A 13,944-nucleotide genomic window follows, 5' to 3' on the forward strand; every position below is an offset into this window, starting at 1 on the left:
AGCACAGGCGTACAGGAAAGGGGCGGGGCTCCCAAGCCCCGCCCCTTTCCTGCTCGCGGCGGCTTTCCCGTACGCGGCGACTTCCCCGTGCGCAACAGCCTTCCCGTACGCGACAGCCTTCCCGTAAGAGGCAGCCTCCCCGTACGCGGCAGCTTTCCGTTACGCGACAGCTTTCCGTTACACGGCAGCGCTCAGGCCCCCAGCGCCCACGACACCGTATAGATCAGCAGCCCCGCCAGCGCACCCACCACCGTGCCGTTGATCCGGATGAACTGGAGGTCGCGGCCGATGTGCGCCTCGATCTTCTTCGACGTCTGGTCCGCGTCCCAGCTCGCGACCGTGTCGCTGATCAGCGAGGTGATCTCCGCGCGGTAGGTCGTGACGACATAGACCGCCGCGTCCTCCAGCCAGCCGTCCAGCTTCGCCTGGAGCCGGTCGTCGGTCGCCAGCCGCGCCCCCAGCGCCATCAGCGAGGCCCGCGCCCGCAGCCGCAGCTCGCTCTGCTCGTCCTCCGCCGCCGCGATGATCATCGTGCGTACGGACGACCAGGCCGAGGCGATGACGTCCTGGACCTCGGCGCGTCCCAGGATCTCCGACTTCAGCCGCTCCACCCGGGCCCGGGTGTCCGAGTCCGTCTGGAGGTCGGCCGCGAAGTCCGTCAGGAACGTGTCGATCGAGGCACGCGCCGGGTGCCCCGGCATGTCCCGCATCTCCGTGACGAACCGCAGCAGCTCCTTGTAGACCCGCTCCCCGATCCGCTTGTCGACGAACCGCGGCGTCCAGCCCGGGGCCCCGCCCTGCACCGCGTCCATCACCGAATCGCCGTGCAGCACCAGCCAGTCGTGCGCGCGTACGCAGATCAGGTCCACCACCCTGCGGTGGCCCCCGTCGGAGACGATCTTGTCCAGCATCTTGCCGAGGCCGGGCCCGATCTCCACCGTGTCGGCCCGCCGGGTGATCGCCTCGCCCACCACGGCCTGCACATCCGAATCCCGCAGCACCTTCAGCGCCCCGCGCAACGCGGTCGACAGCTCGGCGGTGACCCGGTCCGCGTGCTCCGGCTCGGCCAGCCAGGCACCGACGCGGCGGCCGACCCCGAGCGCGTGGATCCGGCCCCGTACGACATCACCGGAGAGAAAATTCTCGCCGACGAAGGAACCCAGGGACGCGCCCAGCTGGTCCTTCTTGGTGGGGATAATGGCGGTGTGCGGGATCGGCAGGCCGAGCGGACGCTTGAACAGCGCCGTGACGGCGAACCAGTCGGCCAGCGCACCGACCATCCCCGCCTCGGCGGCCGCGGCGACGAAGCCCGGCCAGCCGCCCACACCCGCGTTCTTCGCCCAGGTGGCGAGTACGTACACGAGCGCGACCAGCAGAAGGAGGCCCGTCGCCGTGGTCTTCATCCGGCGCACACCGCGCCGCTTCTCCTCGTCGGCCGCGGTGTACGCGAACGAGGCGAGGGGAGCGGGCCGGCCGCCGGGCGCCCGCCCCCCGGCACGCTCCTGCTGCCGTGCGGCCTCTCCCCCGGCTCCGGCCCTGGCCTCGGCTCCGGCTCCGGCTCCGGCTCCGGTCCGATCGTTCCGTTCCATCCGCTCCACCCGTCCGCGTACGCCTCGCCCCCGGTGTCCCGTACGCATTGTCCCTGCCTGACCTACTCCCGGGCCGCACGTCGAGTTCCCGAGGCCCTGACCCATCATGGGATCAGTCCGATTGATCATGAGGAGACACACCGCCCATGCCCAGGCGCCAGGGGTACGCCCTGCTCATCGCCCTCGTGGCGGGCACCGCCGTGCTCGCCGCCGCCGTGGCGTTCGCCGGCTCCCTGCTGTTCTCCGGCTCCGGCGCCCGGCCGAAGCAGATCGCCGTACCCGACCCGCGCTCCGTGGCCCGTACGCCCGCCGCCCCCGCGCACTCCACCGGCCTCTGGGCCGCGACCTGGACCGCGGCCCCGGCCACCGGGGTCGTCGACTCGTACAACAGCAGCGCGCTCAACCGACGCACCATCCGTAACGTCGTGCACACCAGCATCGGCGGCGACGCGGCCCGCATCACCCTCTCCAACACCTTCGGCACCCGCCCGCTGATCATGGACCGCGTCACCGTGAACACCCGCCCGGTGACGTTCGCGGGCGCCCGCACAGTGACCGTGGCGGCCGGCGGGCAGGTCGTCAGCGACCCGGTCACGGTCCCGGTCGCCGCCGGCTCCGACCTGGTGGTCACCCTGCGCACCCCCACCGCCCGGGGGCCCGTCACCGTCCACGAGCGCAGCCACCAGACGTCGTACGTGGACACCGTGTGGGGCACCCGGCGGACCGACGGCTGGCGCTACCTCACCGCCGTCGACGTGCACACCACGACCGCCACCGGAACGATCGCCGTGATCGGCGACTCGCTCACCGCGGGCACCGGTTCCTCCCTCGACACGAACAGCCGCTGGCCCGATGTCCTCGCCGACCGGCTGGGCGGCCGGTACGGGGTGGCCAACGCGGGTATCGCGGGCAACCGCATCCTGCGCGACGGACTCGGCGGACTCGGCGTACGGGCGAGCGCCCGCTTCGACCGCGACGTGCTGGACGTCGCCGGGGTGAAGGCCGTCGTCATCGCCCTCGGCATCAACGACGTGCAGCAGTCCCCGCAGGAGACCGACCCGCAGCGCATCGCCGACGGTCTGCGCGCCATGGCCCTGCGCGCCCACGCGCAGGACCTGCGGGTCGTCGGAGCGACGCTGATGCCGTACGAGGGGTTCGCCACCTGGACGCCCAGGAGCAACGACGTACGGGAACGGGTCAACGCGCTGATCCGGGCGGGCGGGATCTTCGACTCCGTCATCGACTTCGACGCGGCGACCCGCGACCCCCACCGCCCGACGCGGCTCCTGCCGGCCTACGACAGCGGCGACCATCTGCACCTGAACGACGCGGGCTACCGGCTGCTGGGCTCGACGGTGGACCTGACGACCCTCGTGCGCGAGCGGCCCACCTCCGACCTGCTCTGAGGTCGACTTCGCCGGGCGGCGCCCCAGGCTCACCGTACGGCCACCGTACTAGCGGCCGTCCTGCTCACCCTTCTCCAGCCGCCCCCGCCCGCTCCCGCGCTCCCCGTCCAGCTCCCGCTGCCGGTCCAGCTCCGCATCCCGCAGCCGCTGCCTCTCCGCCTTGCTCCGCTTGCGCTCCACACCGACGCCGCCCATCAGCGCAAGCCCGGTGATCCGCACCCGCGGGGCGTCCGGCGACGGGACCCCGTCGTCCTTCGAGCGCTCCCCGAAACCGCCCATGATGCCGATGCCCCGGACCTCCACATTCAGCTCCGGCGGAACCGTCACCTGCATACCGCCCATGATCGTGAAACAGCGGATGACGACCTCGCGGTCCTCGAAGTTCGCCTCGCGCAGATCGATCTCACCGCCGCCCCACATCGCGAACGCGGTGAACTTCCGGCCCACCGTCCAGTTCCCCCGGCGCCCGAAACCGCCCCAGAACGCGAACGCGCCGCCCGATGTGGCGGGCTTGCCGATCCGGTCCGCCCACCGCTTCTGCGATCCGGTCCGCGCCGGAGCAGCCCCCACCGGGGCCACCGCCACGCCCGGCGCGGGAAGATCCCGTACCAGCGGCTCCAACTCCCCGTGCGTACGCGCCTTGTAGGTCGCTTCGAGCCGCTGCTCGAACTCGTCCATCTCCAGCCGGCCCTCGGCAACCGCCTCGCGCAGGGTCTCGGCGACACGCTCGCGCTCGGAATCGGAAGCACGCATTTCCGGAAGGTCACTTGTCATACCGTGCAGCCTATTGAACGTCCGTACGTCCGTCCCAGCCCTACATGCCGGTGGCCGACTCATACATCTTCGCGATCACCGCCTCGATGTCCGGCTCCCGCACCGAGAGATCGACCAGCGGGTAGTCCGCGGCGATCCGGGCAACCAGCGGAGCGGCCGACTCCGAGGCCGGGAAGGCCAGCCACTGCCGCGGCCCCTCCACCTTCACCGTACGGACCGAGGGCATCGACTCCAGCCGGATCGGCGGCAGTTGACGCTCAAGATCGACCACCAGCGTCCGCTCGCTCTCCCCCACCTCATGCAGACCGGCGAGAGCGCCGTCGTACATCAGGCGGCCGTGGTCGATCACCATCACACGCTTGCAGAGCTGCTCGATGTCCGTCAGATCATGGGTGGTGAGCAGCACCGTCGTACCGCGCTCGGCATTCAGATCCCGCAGGAAACCACGGACCTTGGACTTGGAGACGACGTCCAGACCGATCGTCGGCTCGTCCAGATACAGCACCTCGGGATCGTGCAGCAGCGCCGCCGCGATGTCACCACGCATCCGCTGCCCCAACGACAACTGCCGCACCGGAACGTCCAACAGCTCGCCCAGATCGAGGAGTTCGACACAGCGGTCCAGGTTCTCCCGGTACCGCGCATCGGGAATCCGGTACATCCGGTGCATCAGCCGGTACGAGTCGCGCAGCGGCAGATCCCACCAGAGCGTGGTGCGCTGGCCGAACACCACACCGATCCGGTGCGCCAGCCTCGTACGCTCCCGCGAAGGGTCGATGCCCGCCACCCGCAGCCGGCCGCCGCTCGGGGTGAGGATGCCGGTCAGCATCTTGATCGTGGTCGACTTGCCCGCGCCGTTCGGGCCGATGTAGCCGACCATCTCGCCGCGTGCGACGCGGAAGCTGATCGAGTCGACCGCCCGCACCTCGCGGCGTTCACTGCGCATGAAACCGGTCTTGCGACGCACGTCGAAGACCTTTTCCACATTGTCGAGCTCGATGAAGCCGGTGCCGACCCCAGCACCGGCTCGGGTTCCGGTTCCGGTTCGGGTTCCGGTTCCGGTCCGGGTCTCTGCGTCCATGTCCGATGCCCTGCCTCGTCCGTTGTCGTGGATCAACTTCCTGTGCTGCGGTACGCGCGCAGCCCCGCGCGCCAGCCCAGCCCGGCCGGCAGCCAGCACAGACCCGCCACCACCGGGGGCAGGAACGCCACCCAGCCCGGCAGACCCAACGGGTACTCCCGGCCCAGCACATACAGCGCGGGCAGCCAGTTCACGAAGGCCAGCGGCACCACGAACGTCACGCCGCGCACCAGGTCCTTCGCGAAGACCGACGGCGGGTACTGGAGCAATGTGTTCCCGCCGTACGTGAAGGCGTTCTGCACCTGGGAGGCGTCCTGCGCGACGAACTGGAACGCCGCCCCCGCCACGAACAGCGCCCCGAAGACCGCCGCCCCGCTCAGCAGCATCATCGGCATCATGGCCACCTTCAGCGGCGTCCACTCGATGTCCAGCGTCACCAGTGCGTACCCCAGCACCAGCACCCCCTGAAGCACCCGCCCCAGCCTGCGCAGCGCGAACCGGTCCGCCGCCACCTGGGCGAGCACCGGGGCCGGCCGCACCAGCAACGTGTCCAGCGTGCCGTCGCGCACCCGCGCGCCCAGCCGGTCCATCGAGCCCAGCAACAGGTCGGCGAGACCGAACGCGGTGCCCGACACCCCGTACAGCAGGGCGATCTCGGGCAGTGTGTAGCCGCCCAGCCGGTCCACGTGCGAGAACATCAGCATGATCGTGACGAAGTCGAAGGCGGTCGCCGCGAAGTTCCCGAACGCCGTCATGGCGAACGAGGCGCGGTACGCCATCGTCGAGCGCAGCCACATCATCGCGATCAGCCCGTACGCCCTGACGCCCTCGAAGAACCGGGGCCGCTCGGGGAACACCGCCTCGGGCCAGTCCGCGGGGCCCGCCCCGGGCCGGGCCCCGTCCGCCGTCCCGGCCACCTCCACCGCACCCGTCGTGTCAGCCACCCTGGACCACCACCCTCCTCGTCGCCACCGACTGCACCATCCGCCCCACCAGCAGCAGCGCCAGTGCCCAGCCGGCCTGGAAGGCGTACGCCCCCACCAGCTCCCGGCCCGGGTACTTGCCGAGGAACACATCGGCCGGCACCTGGAGCAGCGCCGACCACGGCAACGCCCGCGCGACGTCCCCCAGCGCCCCGGGGAACAGCGTCAGCGGAAGCAGCATCCCGGAGAAGAACATCCCCGCCAGCCAGGACATCTGCGCCACCCCCGCCCCGTCCAGCAGCCAGAACGTGGAGAGCGCCACCAGATAGCGGATCGCGAAACTGACCACGACGCCGAGCCCCACCGAGACCAGGAAGGCCACCCAGATCCCGGGCGAGGAAGGCAGCGCCAGGTCGAAGGCGAGCGCTCCCGCCAGCATCGGCACGATGCCCCGCCCCAGCAGGTGGAACGCGGCCCGGCCCAGATCGCCCGCCAGCCACCAGAGTTGGAGGTCGACGGGCCGGTAGAGATCGACCGCCACGTCGCCGGTCCGGATCCGCTCGATCAGCTCGTCCTCGAAGCCGCCGCCCATCATGGAACAGGTCATCAGCAGCGCCTGCCCCAGCCAGACGTAGCTGAGCGCCTGGGACATGTCGTAACCACCGAGCTGCGGCCGCTCGTCCCACAACGCCACATAGGTGTACGCGAGGATGAACCCGAAGACGGTGTTGGTGAAGACTCCGGCCGCCGTGGCGGTCCGGTAGGTGGCGTAGCGCCGGAACTGTCCCGCCGCCACCACCGCGTAAAGCCGCACCGCACACACCCCCCATCGCCGGGTGCCCAACGGCTTTGGACACCAAAGCGCAAGACCTTAGTCCAGCGGGTACGGCCGCCGCGACCGCTTTTCGGGGGGACGATTCGGGGTCGATCCGGCGCTTATTCCATAGAAAAGGGCACTATGGGGGAACTGACCGCGGCCGAGGAGTCTGCACGGACATGAGCGACGACCCACAGCAGCCGAGCGGGGAGAGCGAACCCCGGGGCTGGGCCCCCAGGGACCCGGCTGCCCACGGCACCGCCGGAGCGTCCGGCGGACCGGGCGGTGGGCCGGGCGGAGGACCGGGTGGCCGAGGCGGCGATCCCGACGGGCCCGGGCAACCCAAGCGGACCAAGCAGACCAAACGCCCCAAGCGCACCGGATGGCGCCGCGCCATCCCCACCTGGCGAATGGTCCTCGGCGCCGTCCTCCTCGTCGCCCTGTTCCTGATCGGCGGCTTCATCGCCGGATACGAACTCGTCGACATCCCGCCCGCCAACACCAGCGCCACCGCGCAGTCCAACGTCTACCTCTACAAGGACGGCAGCGTCATCGCCCGCTCCGGCGAGGTCAACCGGGAGAACGTCAAGCTCGCCCAGGTCCCGCTCACCGTCCAGCGCGCCGTCCTCGCCGCAGAGGACCGCGACTTCTACTCCGAACGGGCCGTCGACCTCAAGGCCATGGCCCGCGCCGCCTTCAACACCCTCACCGGCAAGGGCAAACAGGGCGGCTCGACGATCACCCAGCAGTACGTCAAGAACTACTACCTGGGCCAGGAACAGACCCTCGTCCGCAAGGCCAAGGAGTTCTTCATCGCGGTCAAGCTCAACCGCGAGGAATCCAAGGACCAGATCTTCGAGGGCTACCTCAACACCAGCTACTTCGGCCGCAACGCCTACGGCATCCAGGCCGCCGCCCAGGCCTACTACTCCAAGGACATCGGCGAGATCACCACCGCCGAAGGGGCCTACCTCGCCTCCCTGCTCAACGCCCCCAGCGCGTACGACATCGTCGTCCACCCCCAGAACAAGGCCGCCGCCCTCGCACGCTGGAACTACGTACTCGACGGCATGGTCAAGGAGAAGTGGCTCGGCGCGGCCGAACGCGCCACCATGAAATTCCCCGTACCCGGCAAGGTCAAGCCGTCCACCGGGCTCTCCGGACAGCGCGGCTACATCGTCCAGGCCGTCGACGACTACCTCACCGGCAACGACGTCATCGACGAGGACACCCTCGCCACCGGCGGCTACCGGATCACCACCACCCTGGAGAAGAAGAAGCAGGACGCACTCGTCGACGCCGTCGACGACAACGTCATGTCCCACACCAGCCCCGACCGCAAGGCCGACCGCAACGTGCGCGTCGGCGGCGCCTCCATCGACCCCGGCAGCGGCCGTGTCGTCGCCATGTACGGCGGCGTCGACTACACCAAGCAGTACGTGAACAACGCGACCCGCCGCGACTACCAGGTCGGCTCCACCTTCAAGCCCTTCGTCTTCACCTCCGCCGTCGCCAACCGCTCCACCACCCAGGACGGCCGGCCCATCACCCCCAACACCATCTACGACGGCACCAACAAACGCATGGTCCAGGGCCCCGACGGACCCACCGGATACGCCCCCGCCAACGAGGACGACATCAGCTACGGGCCCATCACCGTCTCCACCGCCACCGACAAGTCCGTCAACGCCGTCTACGCCCAGATGGCCGAGGACGTCGGCCCCGGCAGGGTCAAGCAGACCGCCATCGACCTCGGCCTCCCCAAGAACACCCCCGACCTCACCGCGTACCCGTCCAACGCCCTCGGTGTCGCCACCGCCAGCGTCCTCGACATGACCGAGGCGTACGCCACCCTCGCCAACCACGGCCGGCACGGCGCGTACACCCTCGTCGACCGGATCACCAAGGGCGGCGAGGACCTCGAACTCCCCGACAGCGGCCACACCGAACAGGCGGTCGGCCGAGAAGCCGCCGACACCACGACCTCGATCCTCCGGAGCGTCGTCGAGAGCGGCACCGGCACCGCCGCCCTGGCCGCGGGCCGCCCCGCCGCGGGCAAGACCGGCACCGCCGAGGAGGACAAGGCGGCCTGGTTCGCCGGCTACACCCCCGACCTCACCACCGTCATCGCCGTCATGGGCCAGGACCCCGAGACCGGCGTGCAGAAGCCGCTGTACGGGGCGCTCGGACTCGCCCGCATCAACGGCGGCGGCGCACCCGCCCAGACCTGGGCCCAGTACACCGAGGCCGCCCTGCGCTCCACCCCGGCCGAGGACTTCGACCTCGAACTCGAAAGCGGCGCCGAGGAACCCGCCCCGCCCACCGACGAGGAATCCAGCCCCGAGGACACCGGAACCCCCTCCGAGAACACCTCCAGCACCCCGCCCAGCACCCCCGGCTCCACCCCGCCCAGCAGCCCGACGACCCCCGGCAGCAGCGAACCGGCGACCGGCGGCACCGACACCGGCAGCCCGAGCGACGGCACGACGGACAACGGCGGCGCGCAGAACGGCGGCGGTGACAACGGCGGCCCGCAGGGCGGCGAGAACGGCGGCGAGGGGCCGGGCGGAAACAACGGCGCCGGAGAAGGCAACGGCTTCCTCCCCGGCCCCCGGGGCACACCGGCCCCGCGTCAGTGACCCGAGGTCGTCTTCAGCCCGACGACGGCGACCAGCAGCAGACAGACGAAGAAGATCCGGGCGGCGGTCACCGGCTCGTTCAGCACGACCATGCCCAGCACCGCCGCACCGGCCGCACCGATACCGACCCACACGCCGTACGCCGTACCGATCGGCAGCGTCTTGGCCGCATGGGACAGCAACACCATGCTCGCCACGATCCCGAAGCCCGTGAACACACTCGGCCACAGCCGGGTGAACCCCTCGGTGAACTTCATCCCGATCGACCAGCCCACTTCCAGCAGACCGGCGACAACAAGCAGAACCCAGGCCATGACGGCACCTCCGACGAGACAGAACACGCGAACAACACGGGTGCGTCGTCTTTTCGAAGCCCGGTACGGCGCGTCTCGTCGGGGTCCCACCACAGTAGCAAAGAACAAGCAAAGGGCCTGGTGACCGCGGTCACCAGGGCCCCCCACCACTGCTGTTGCTGCCGCTGCTGCCGACTACAGATAGAGCCCGGTCGAATCCACCGACCCCTCGAACCGGTCCGCCGCCACCGCATGCAGGTCCCGCTCGCGCATCAGCACGTACGCCACCCCGCGCACCTCGACCTCCGCACGGTCCTCGGGGTCGTACAGCACCCGGTCGCCCGGTTCCACCGTCCGCACGTTCTGGCCCACCGCGACCACCACGGCCCAGGCCAGCCGGCGGCCGACCGCCGCCGTCGCCGGAATCAGAATCCCGCCACCGGAACGCCGCTCGCCCTCGGGCGTATCGGACCGGACCAGCACACGGTCGTGCAGCATGCGGATGGGCAGTTTGTCGTCGGTGTTCTCGCTCACGCCCCGCAACCTACCTGCCCGCAGCGCCCGCGCACCCCTCCGGGGTGCACGGACCACGCATCAGCTCTTCCGACGCCGCTTCGACGCCACGACCAGCCCCACGACACCCACCGCGAGCAGCGCCGCCGGGATCACCCGCTCCAGGCGCGGAGCCCCGTCCTCGGACACGAACTGCGCCTTCACGTCCGACACCGTCCGGTTCACCGCGACGAACGCCCGCCCGGCCGTCCGGTCGACGGCCTCGGCGGCCTTCGCCTTCACATCACCCATGATCGTCTGCGGGTGCACGCGCACCCCGATCTCATCGAGCACCACCGCGAGCTGCTCACGCCTGGTGATGATGTCCGCCTCGATCTGCGCAGGGGTCCTGGCATCCGACACTGCGCCGCCTCCGTGGTCGTCGTCATAAACCTTCATCGACAGTCTGTCAGCTCGACCGCCCACGCACCCGGCGGCACCCCTATTACGCTCGGTCCCGTACACCCCACGTGCCACCCGAGGAGAACCATGAGCGAGCGACTCCAGCCCGGCGACACCGCCCCCGCCTTCACCCTGCCCGACGCCGACGGCAACGAGATCTCGCTCGCCGACCACAAGGGCCGCAAGGTCATCGTCTACTTCTACCCGGCCGCCCTCACCCCCGGCTGCACCAAGCAGGCCTGCGACTTCACCGACAACCTGGAGCTGCTCACCGGTGCCGGCTACGACGTCATCGGCGTCTCCCCCGACAAGCCCGAGAAGCTCGCCAAGTTCCGCGAGAAGGAGAACCTCAAGGTCACGCTGGTCGGCGACCCGTCCAAGGAGACCCTTGAGGCGTACGGCGCCTTCGGCGAGAAGAAGCTCTATGGCAAGACGGTGACGGGCGTCATCCGCTCGACGATCGTCGTGGACGAGGAGGGCAAGGTCGAGCGCGCCCTCTACAACGTCAAGGCCACCGGTCACGTCGCCAAGATCATCAGGGACCTCGGCATCTGACCCACCGCCGACCGCCCCGGAAGAACCCGGCGGAAACATGTGACCGGAACATGTGACGGACATCCCAATCGGCCGTCCTTCCGGTTTGCGGCCGCCATGACCGCGCAGAAGCCTGTCCTGGAACACTCGTCCAGGAAAGGACCGGCCATGGCGGCTTCCGACCCCCACCTGGCGGCCGACCCTGAAGCGGTCAAACGCCACCCCACCCTCTTCCGGGCCATCCGGCAGCGGAGGAATCCCAGACTGCGCAGGTCGGACATCACCGTCACCGACGACCGGGCGGTCAAGCGGGCGGTGAAGGCGGCCTCGCTCGGCAACGCCATGGAGTGGTTCGACTTCGGGATCTACTCCTACCTGGCCGTCACCCTGGGCCATGTCTTCTTCCCGTCCGGGAACGACACGACCCAGCTCCTCTCCTCGTTCGCGACCTTCGCCGTGGCCTTTCTCGTACGGCCCCTCGGCGGAATGGTCTTCGGGCCGATGGGCGACAAGATCGGCCGCAAGAAGGTCCTCGCCCTCACCATGATCCTGATGGCGGTCGGCACCTTCGCCATCGGCGTCATCCCCTCCCACGACGCCATCGGCCTCTGGGCCCCCGCCCTGCTGATCTTCTTCCGCCTGGTCCAGGGCTTCTCCACCGGCGGCGAGTACGGCGGCGCGTCCACCTTCATCGCCGAATACGCCCCCGACAAGCGCCGCGGCTACTTCGGCAGCTTCCTCGAATTCGGCACCCTGGCCGGCTACGTCGGCGCCGCCGGACTCGTCACCGCGCTGACCGCGGTCCTGGACACCGGCCAGATGGAGTCCTGGGGCTGGCGCATCCCGTTCCTCGTCGCGGGCCCCCTCGGCCTGGTCGGCCTCTATCTGCGGCTGCGCCTGGACGAGACCCCCGCCTTCCAGAAGCTGGAGGGCGGCACCGTCCACGCGTCGGAGGCCGCCGACCACGTCGAGACCACCGCCAAGGGCGACCTCGCCAGGATCTTCCGGCAGTACTGGCCGACGCTGATCCTCTGCATCTGCCTGGTCGGCGCGTACAACATCACCGACTACATGCTGCTGTCGTACATGCCGACCTACCTCTCCGACGAACTCGGCTACAGCGAGACCCACGGCCTGCTCATCCTGCTCGCCGTCATGGTCTTCCTGATGCTGATCATCAGCCAGGTCGGCAAGCTCTCCGACCGCTTCGGCCGCAAGCCGCTCCTGATGACCGGCATGCTGGGCTTCTTCTTCCTCTCCCTCCCCGCCTTCCTGCTCATCCGCCAGGGCGGCATCCCCGCCATCACGATCGGCATGCTGATGCTGGGCCTCTCCCTGGTCTGCATGCTCGGCACGATGTCCGCCGCCCTCCCGGCCCTCTTCCCGACCCCGGTCCGCTACGGCTCCCTCTCCGTGGGCTACAACCTCTCCGCCTCCCTCTTCGGGGGCACGACCCCACTGGTGATCACGGCGCTGATCAGCTGGAGCGGCACCAACCTGATGCCGGCCTTCTACGCGATGGCGGCGGCCCTGGTCGGCGTGATCGCGGTGGCCTGCATGAAGGAGACCGCCCGGAGGCCCCTGGCCGGCTCGCCGCCGTCGGTGGAGACGGAGGAGGAGGCGGCAGAACTGTGCGCGGCCCAGACGCCCGAGCCGAAGTTCTGACCGACGCTCCGGGGGAACGGCTCGTTGATCCGTACGAGGCTGCGAATGTGCGGCCGGATGCGGAGGAGAAGCATGGGGGCAAGTCCGTACACGAGGGAGCGGCTCGCCGCTGCGGTCGCCGAGTCAAAGAACTGGGCAGACCTGATGCGTCGGCTCGGGCTCAAGAAGAGCGGCGGCCAGCGACGCGTACTTCAAGAGAAGGTGGCCGGACACGGCTTGGACATAACCCACTTCAGGCAGCGCAGTCCATGGCGAAAGTATCCGGACGCGGCCATCGCGGCAGCCGGAATCGACGTCAGCCACTTCCCCGGGATGAACCGCCCTCAACTGGGCCTGTTGTTCACCGCCGACGAACTCAAGGCTGCACCGCGCCCTTCGCGAGATCGCAACTGCCTTTCCCTCACTGACACTTGGTGCCGGAACCGGCGACCTGCCAAATCAGTCACTGTATAACCCTTCGGGTCTGCACAGCCTCTCCTTGTAGACTGCCAGAGACGCGCGAGTGCTGGAATTGGTTAGACAGGCTGGTTTTAGGTACCAGTGCCCTAGCGGCGTGAGGGTTCGAGTCCCTCCTCGCGTACCTCCAGTGACAGGCCCGGCCCGCTTCCGTAGCGGGCCGGGCCTGTCACGTTCACGGAGACGTCGTCACCCCAACAGCTCCCGCACCACCGGCACCAACGCCCGGAACGCCTTGCCCCGGTGGCTGATCGCGTTCTTCTCCGCCGGGGTCAGTTCCGCGCAGGTGCGGGTTTCGCCCTCGGGCTGGAGGATCGGGTCGTAGCCGAAGCCGTTCGTTCCGGACGGGGTGTGGCGCAGGGTGCCCGTCAGGCGGCCCTCGACCACGCGTTCCGTGCCGTCGGGGAGGGCGAGGGCGGCCGCGCAGGCGAAGTGGGCGGCGCGGTGGGCCTCGTCGATGTCGGAGAGCTGGGCCAGGAGCAGGTCCAGGTTGGCCTTGTCGTCGCCGTGGGTGCCGGCCCAGCGGGCGGAGAAGATGCCAGGGGCGCCGCCGAGCACGTCCACGCAGAGGCCGGAGTCGTCGGCGACGGCCGGAAGGCCGGTGGCCCTGGCGAGGGCGTGGGCCTTGAGCAGGGCGTTCTCGGCGAAGGTGACGCCGGTTTCCTTGACGTCGGGGATGTGGGGGTACGCGTCCGCGCCGACGAGCTCATGGGTGAGGCCGGCGTCGGCGAGGATCGCGTGGAGTTCGGTGATCTTCCCGGCGTTGCGGGTGGCGAGGATGAGGCGGGTCATGTCACCCAGTATCGGGGGTGA

The 13,944-nt window shown here is 69.8% G+C and carries 13 protein-coding genes, 1 tRNA gene and 1 riboswitch; of the genes, 5 read left to right on the forward strand and 9 right to left on the reverse strand.

The genetic code is table 11. The features are described 5' to 3' along the window. Window positions 1-191: 191 nt before the first annotated feature. Window positions 192-1,637, reverse strand: a complete 1,446-nt coding sequence (locus tag ABZ622_RS17670; protein WP_360544036.1) for a DUF445 domain-containing protein — start codon at window positions 1,635-1,637, stop codon at window positions 192-194. Between the two features lie 98 nt (window positions 1,638-1,735). On the opposite strand from ABZ622_RS17670, the gene ABZ622_RS17675 reads away from it, so the two are divergent. Continuing rightward, a complete protein-coding gene (locus tag ABZ622_RS17675) occupies window positions 1,736-2,995 on the forward strand; it encodes an SGNH/GDSL hydrolase family protein (protein WP_360544038.1) in 1,260 nt (419 codons plus the stop codon). Window positions 2,996-3,043: 48 nt separating this feature from the next. On the opposite strand, the gene ABZ622_RS17680 is transcribed toward ABZ622_RS17675, so the two are convergent. The 4 genes from ABZ622_RS17680 to ABZ622_RS17695 form a co-directional block, all read right to left on the reverse strand. Then, window positions 3,044-3,748 (reverse strand): DUF1707 domain-containing protein, encoded by a 705-nt coding sequence (locus ABZ622_RS17680; protein WP_360544040.1) that lies wholly within the window; start codon window positions 3,746-3,748, stop codon window positions 3,044-3,046. Window positions 3,749-3,809: 61 nt separating this feature from the next. Continuing rightward, window positions 3,810-4,850, reverse strand: a complete 1,041-nt coding sequence (locus ABZ622_RS17685) for an ATP-binding cassette domain-containing protein (RefSeq protein ID WP_360544042.1) — start codon at window positions 4,848-4,850, stop codon at window positions 3,810-3,812. A 32-nt stretch (window positions 4,851-4,882) separates the two neighbouring features. Beyond that, window positions 4,883-5,707, reverse strand: coding sequence for an ABC transporter permease (locus ABZ622_RS17690; protein WP_360544279.1), 825 nt, complete (start codon window positions 5,705-5,707; stop codon window positions 4,883-4,885). A gap of 79 nt (window positions 5,708-5,786) precedes the next feature. Beyond that, window positions 5,787-6,587, reverse strand: a complete 801-nt coding sequence (locus tag ABZ622_RS17695; RefSeq protein ID WP_360544044.1) for an ABC-2 family transporter protein — start codon at window positions 6,585-6,587, stop codon at window positions 5,787-5,789. 182 nt (window positions 6,588-6,769) lie between these two features. Between ABZ622_RS17695 and ABZ622_RS17700 the strand changes: the two genes are divergently transcribed. Beyond that, complete coding sequence (locus tag ABZ622_RS17700) at window positions 6,770-9,229, forward strand: transglycosylase domain-containing protein (protein ID WP_360544046.1); 2,460 nt, start codon at window positions 6,770-6,772, stop codon at window positions 9,227-9,229. On the opposite strand, the gene ABZ622_RS17705 is transcribed toward ABZ622_RS17700, so the two are convergent. From ABZ622_RS17705 to ABZ622_RS17715, 3 genes are all read right to left on the reverse strand, one after another. Then, window positions 9,223-9,543: a multidrug efflux SMR transporter gene (locus ABZ622_RS17705; RefSeq protein WP_360544048.1), complete on the reverse strand. Its 321-nt coding sequence runs from the start codon at window positions 9,541-9,543 to the stop codon at window positions 9,223-9,225. The two genes, ABZ622_RS17700 and ABZ622_RS17705, sit on opposite strands and share 7 nt — an antisense overlap. Before the next feature lie 39 nt (window positions 9,544-9,582). Further along, a riboswitch (guanidine-III (ykkC-III) riboswitch) is annotated at window positions 9,583-9,647 on the reverse strand. 70 nt (window positions 9,648-9,717) lie between these two features. Beyond that, window positions 9,718-10,056 (reverse strand): co-chaperone GroES, encoded by a 339-nt coding sequence (locus ABZ622_RS17710; RefSeq protein WP_030923137.1) that lies wholly within the window; start codon window positions 10,054-10,056, stop codon window positions 9,718-9,720. A gap of 60 nt (window positions 10,057-10,116) precedes the next feature. Continuing rightward, the gene (locus ABZ622_RS17715; RefSeq protein WP_360544051.1) at window positions 10,117-10,437 is read right to left on the reverse strand and encodes a DUF3618 domain-containing protein; all 321 of its coding nucleotides are present in this window, start codon (window positions 10,435-10,437) and stop codon (window positions 10,117-10,119) included. Window positions 10,438-10,563: 126 nt separating this feature from the next. Here ABZ622_RS17715 and bcp point away from each other — a divergent pair, with 126 nt between their 5' ends. From bcp to ABZ622_RS17730, 3 genes are all read left to right on the forward strand, one after another. After that, window positions 10,564-11,031: a thioredoxin-dependent thiol peroxidase gene (bcp, locus tag ABZ622_RS17720; RefSeq protein ID WP_259935058.1), complete on the forward strand. Its 468-nt coding sequence runs from the start codon at window positions 10,564-10,566 to the stop codon at window positions 11,029-11,031. Window positions 11,032-11,178: 147 nt separating this feature from the next. After that, window positions 11,179-12,675 (forward strand): glycine betaine/L-proline transporter ProP, encoded by a 1,497-nt coding sequence (gene proP, locus ABZ622_RS17725; RefSeq protein ID WP_360544053.1) that lies wholly within the window; start codon window positions 11,179-11,181, stop codon window positions 12,673-12,675. A gap of 496 nt (window positions 12,676-13,171) precedes the next feature. Further along, window positions 13,172-13,255 (forward strand) — tRNA-Leu (locus ABZ622_RS17730). Between the two features lie 65 nt (window positions 13,256-13,320). Here ABZ622_RS17730 and rdgB read toward each other — a convergent pair. Then, entirely contained in the window at window positions 13,321-13,923 is a 603-nt protein-coding gene (rdgB, locus tag ABZ622_RS17735) for an RdgB/HAM1 family non-canonical purine NTP pyrophosphatase (protein ID WP_360544055.1), read from the reverse strand. Window positions 13,924-13,944 lie beyond the last annotated feature (21 nt).

Source organism: Streptomyces sp. NPDC007164 (assembly GCF_040634135.1).
Taxonomy (GTDB): Bacteria; Actinomycetota; Actinomycetes; order Streptomycetales; family Streptomycetaceae; genus Streptomyces; species Streptomyces sanglieri.

What these genes read in the sequence shown, in the direction of transcription:
- ABZ622_RS17670 (WP_360544036.1), bottom strand. Translation starts at nt 1,637, where the DNA reads ATGCGTACGGGACACCGGGGGCGAGGCGTACGCGGACGGGTGGAGCGG.
- ABZ622_RS17675 (WP_360544038.1), top strand. Translation starts at nt 1,736, where the DNA reads ATGCCCAGGCGCCAGGGGTACGCCCTGCTCATCGCCCTCGTGGCGGGC.
- ABZ622_RS17680 (WP_360544040.1), bottom strand. Translation starts at nt 3,748, where the DNA reads ATGCGTGCTTCCGATTCCGAGCGCGAGCGTGTCGCCGAGACCCTGCGC.
- ABZ622_RS17685 (WP_360544042.1), bottom strand. Translation starts at nt 4,850, where the DNA reads ATGGACGCAGAGACCCGGACCGGAACCGGAACCCGAACCGGAACCGGA.
- ABZ622_RS17700 (WP_360544046.1), top strand. Translation starts at nt 6,770, where the DNA reads ATGAGCGACGACCCACAGCAGCCGAGCGGGGAGAGCGAACCCCGGGGC.
- ABZ622_RS17705 (WP_360544048.1), bottom strand. Translation starts at nt 9,543, where the DNA reads ATGGCCTGGGTTCTGCTTGTTGTCGCCGGTCTGCTGGAAGTGGGCTGG.
- bcp (WP_259935058.1), top strand. Translation starts at nt 10,564, where the DNA reads ATGAGCGAGCGACTCCAGCCCGGCGACACCGCCCCCGCCTTCACCCTG.
- proP (WP_360544053.1), top strand. Translation starts at nt 11,179, where the DNA reads ATGGCGGCTTCCGACCCCCACCTGGCGGCCGACCCTGAAGCGGTCAAA.
- rdgB (WP_360544055.1), bottom strand. Translation starts at nt 13,923, where the DNA reads ATGACCCGCCTCATCCTCGCCACCCGCAACGCCGGGAAGATCACCGAA.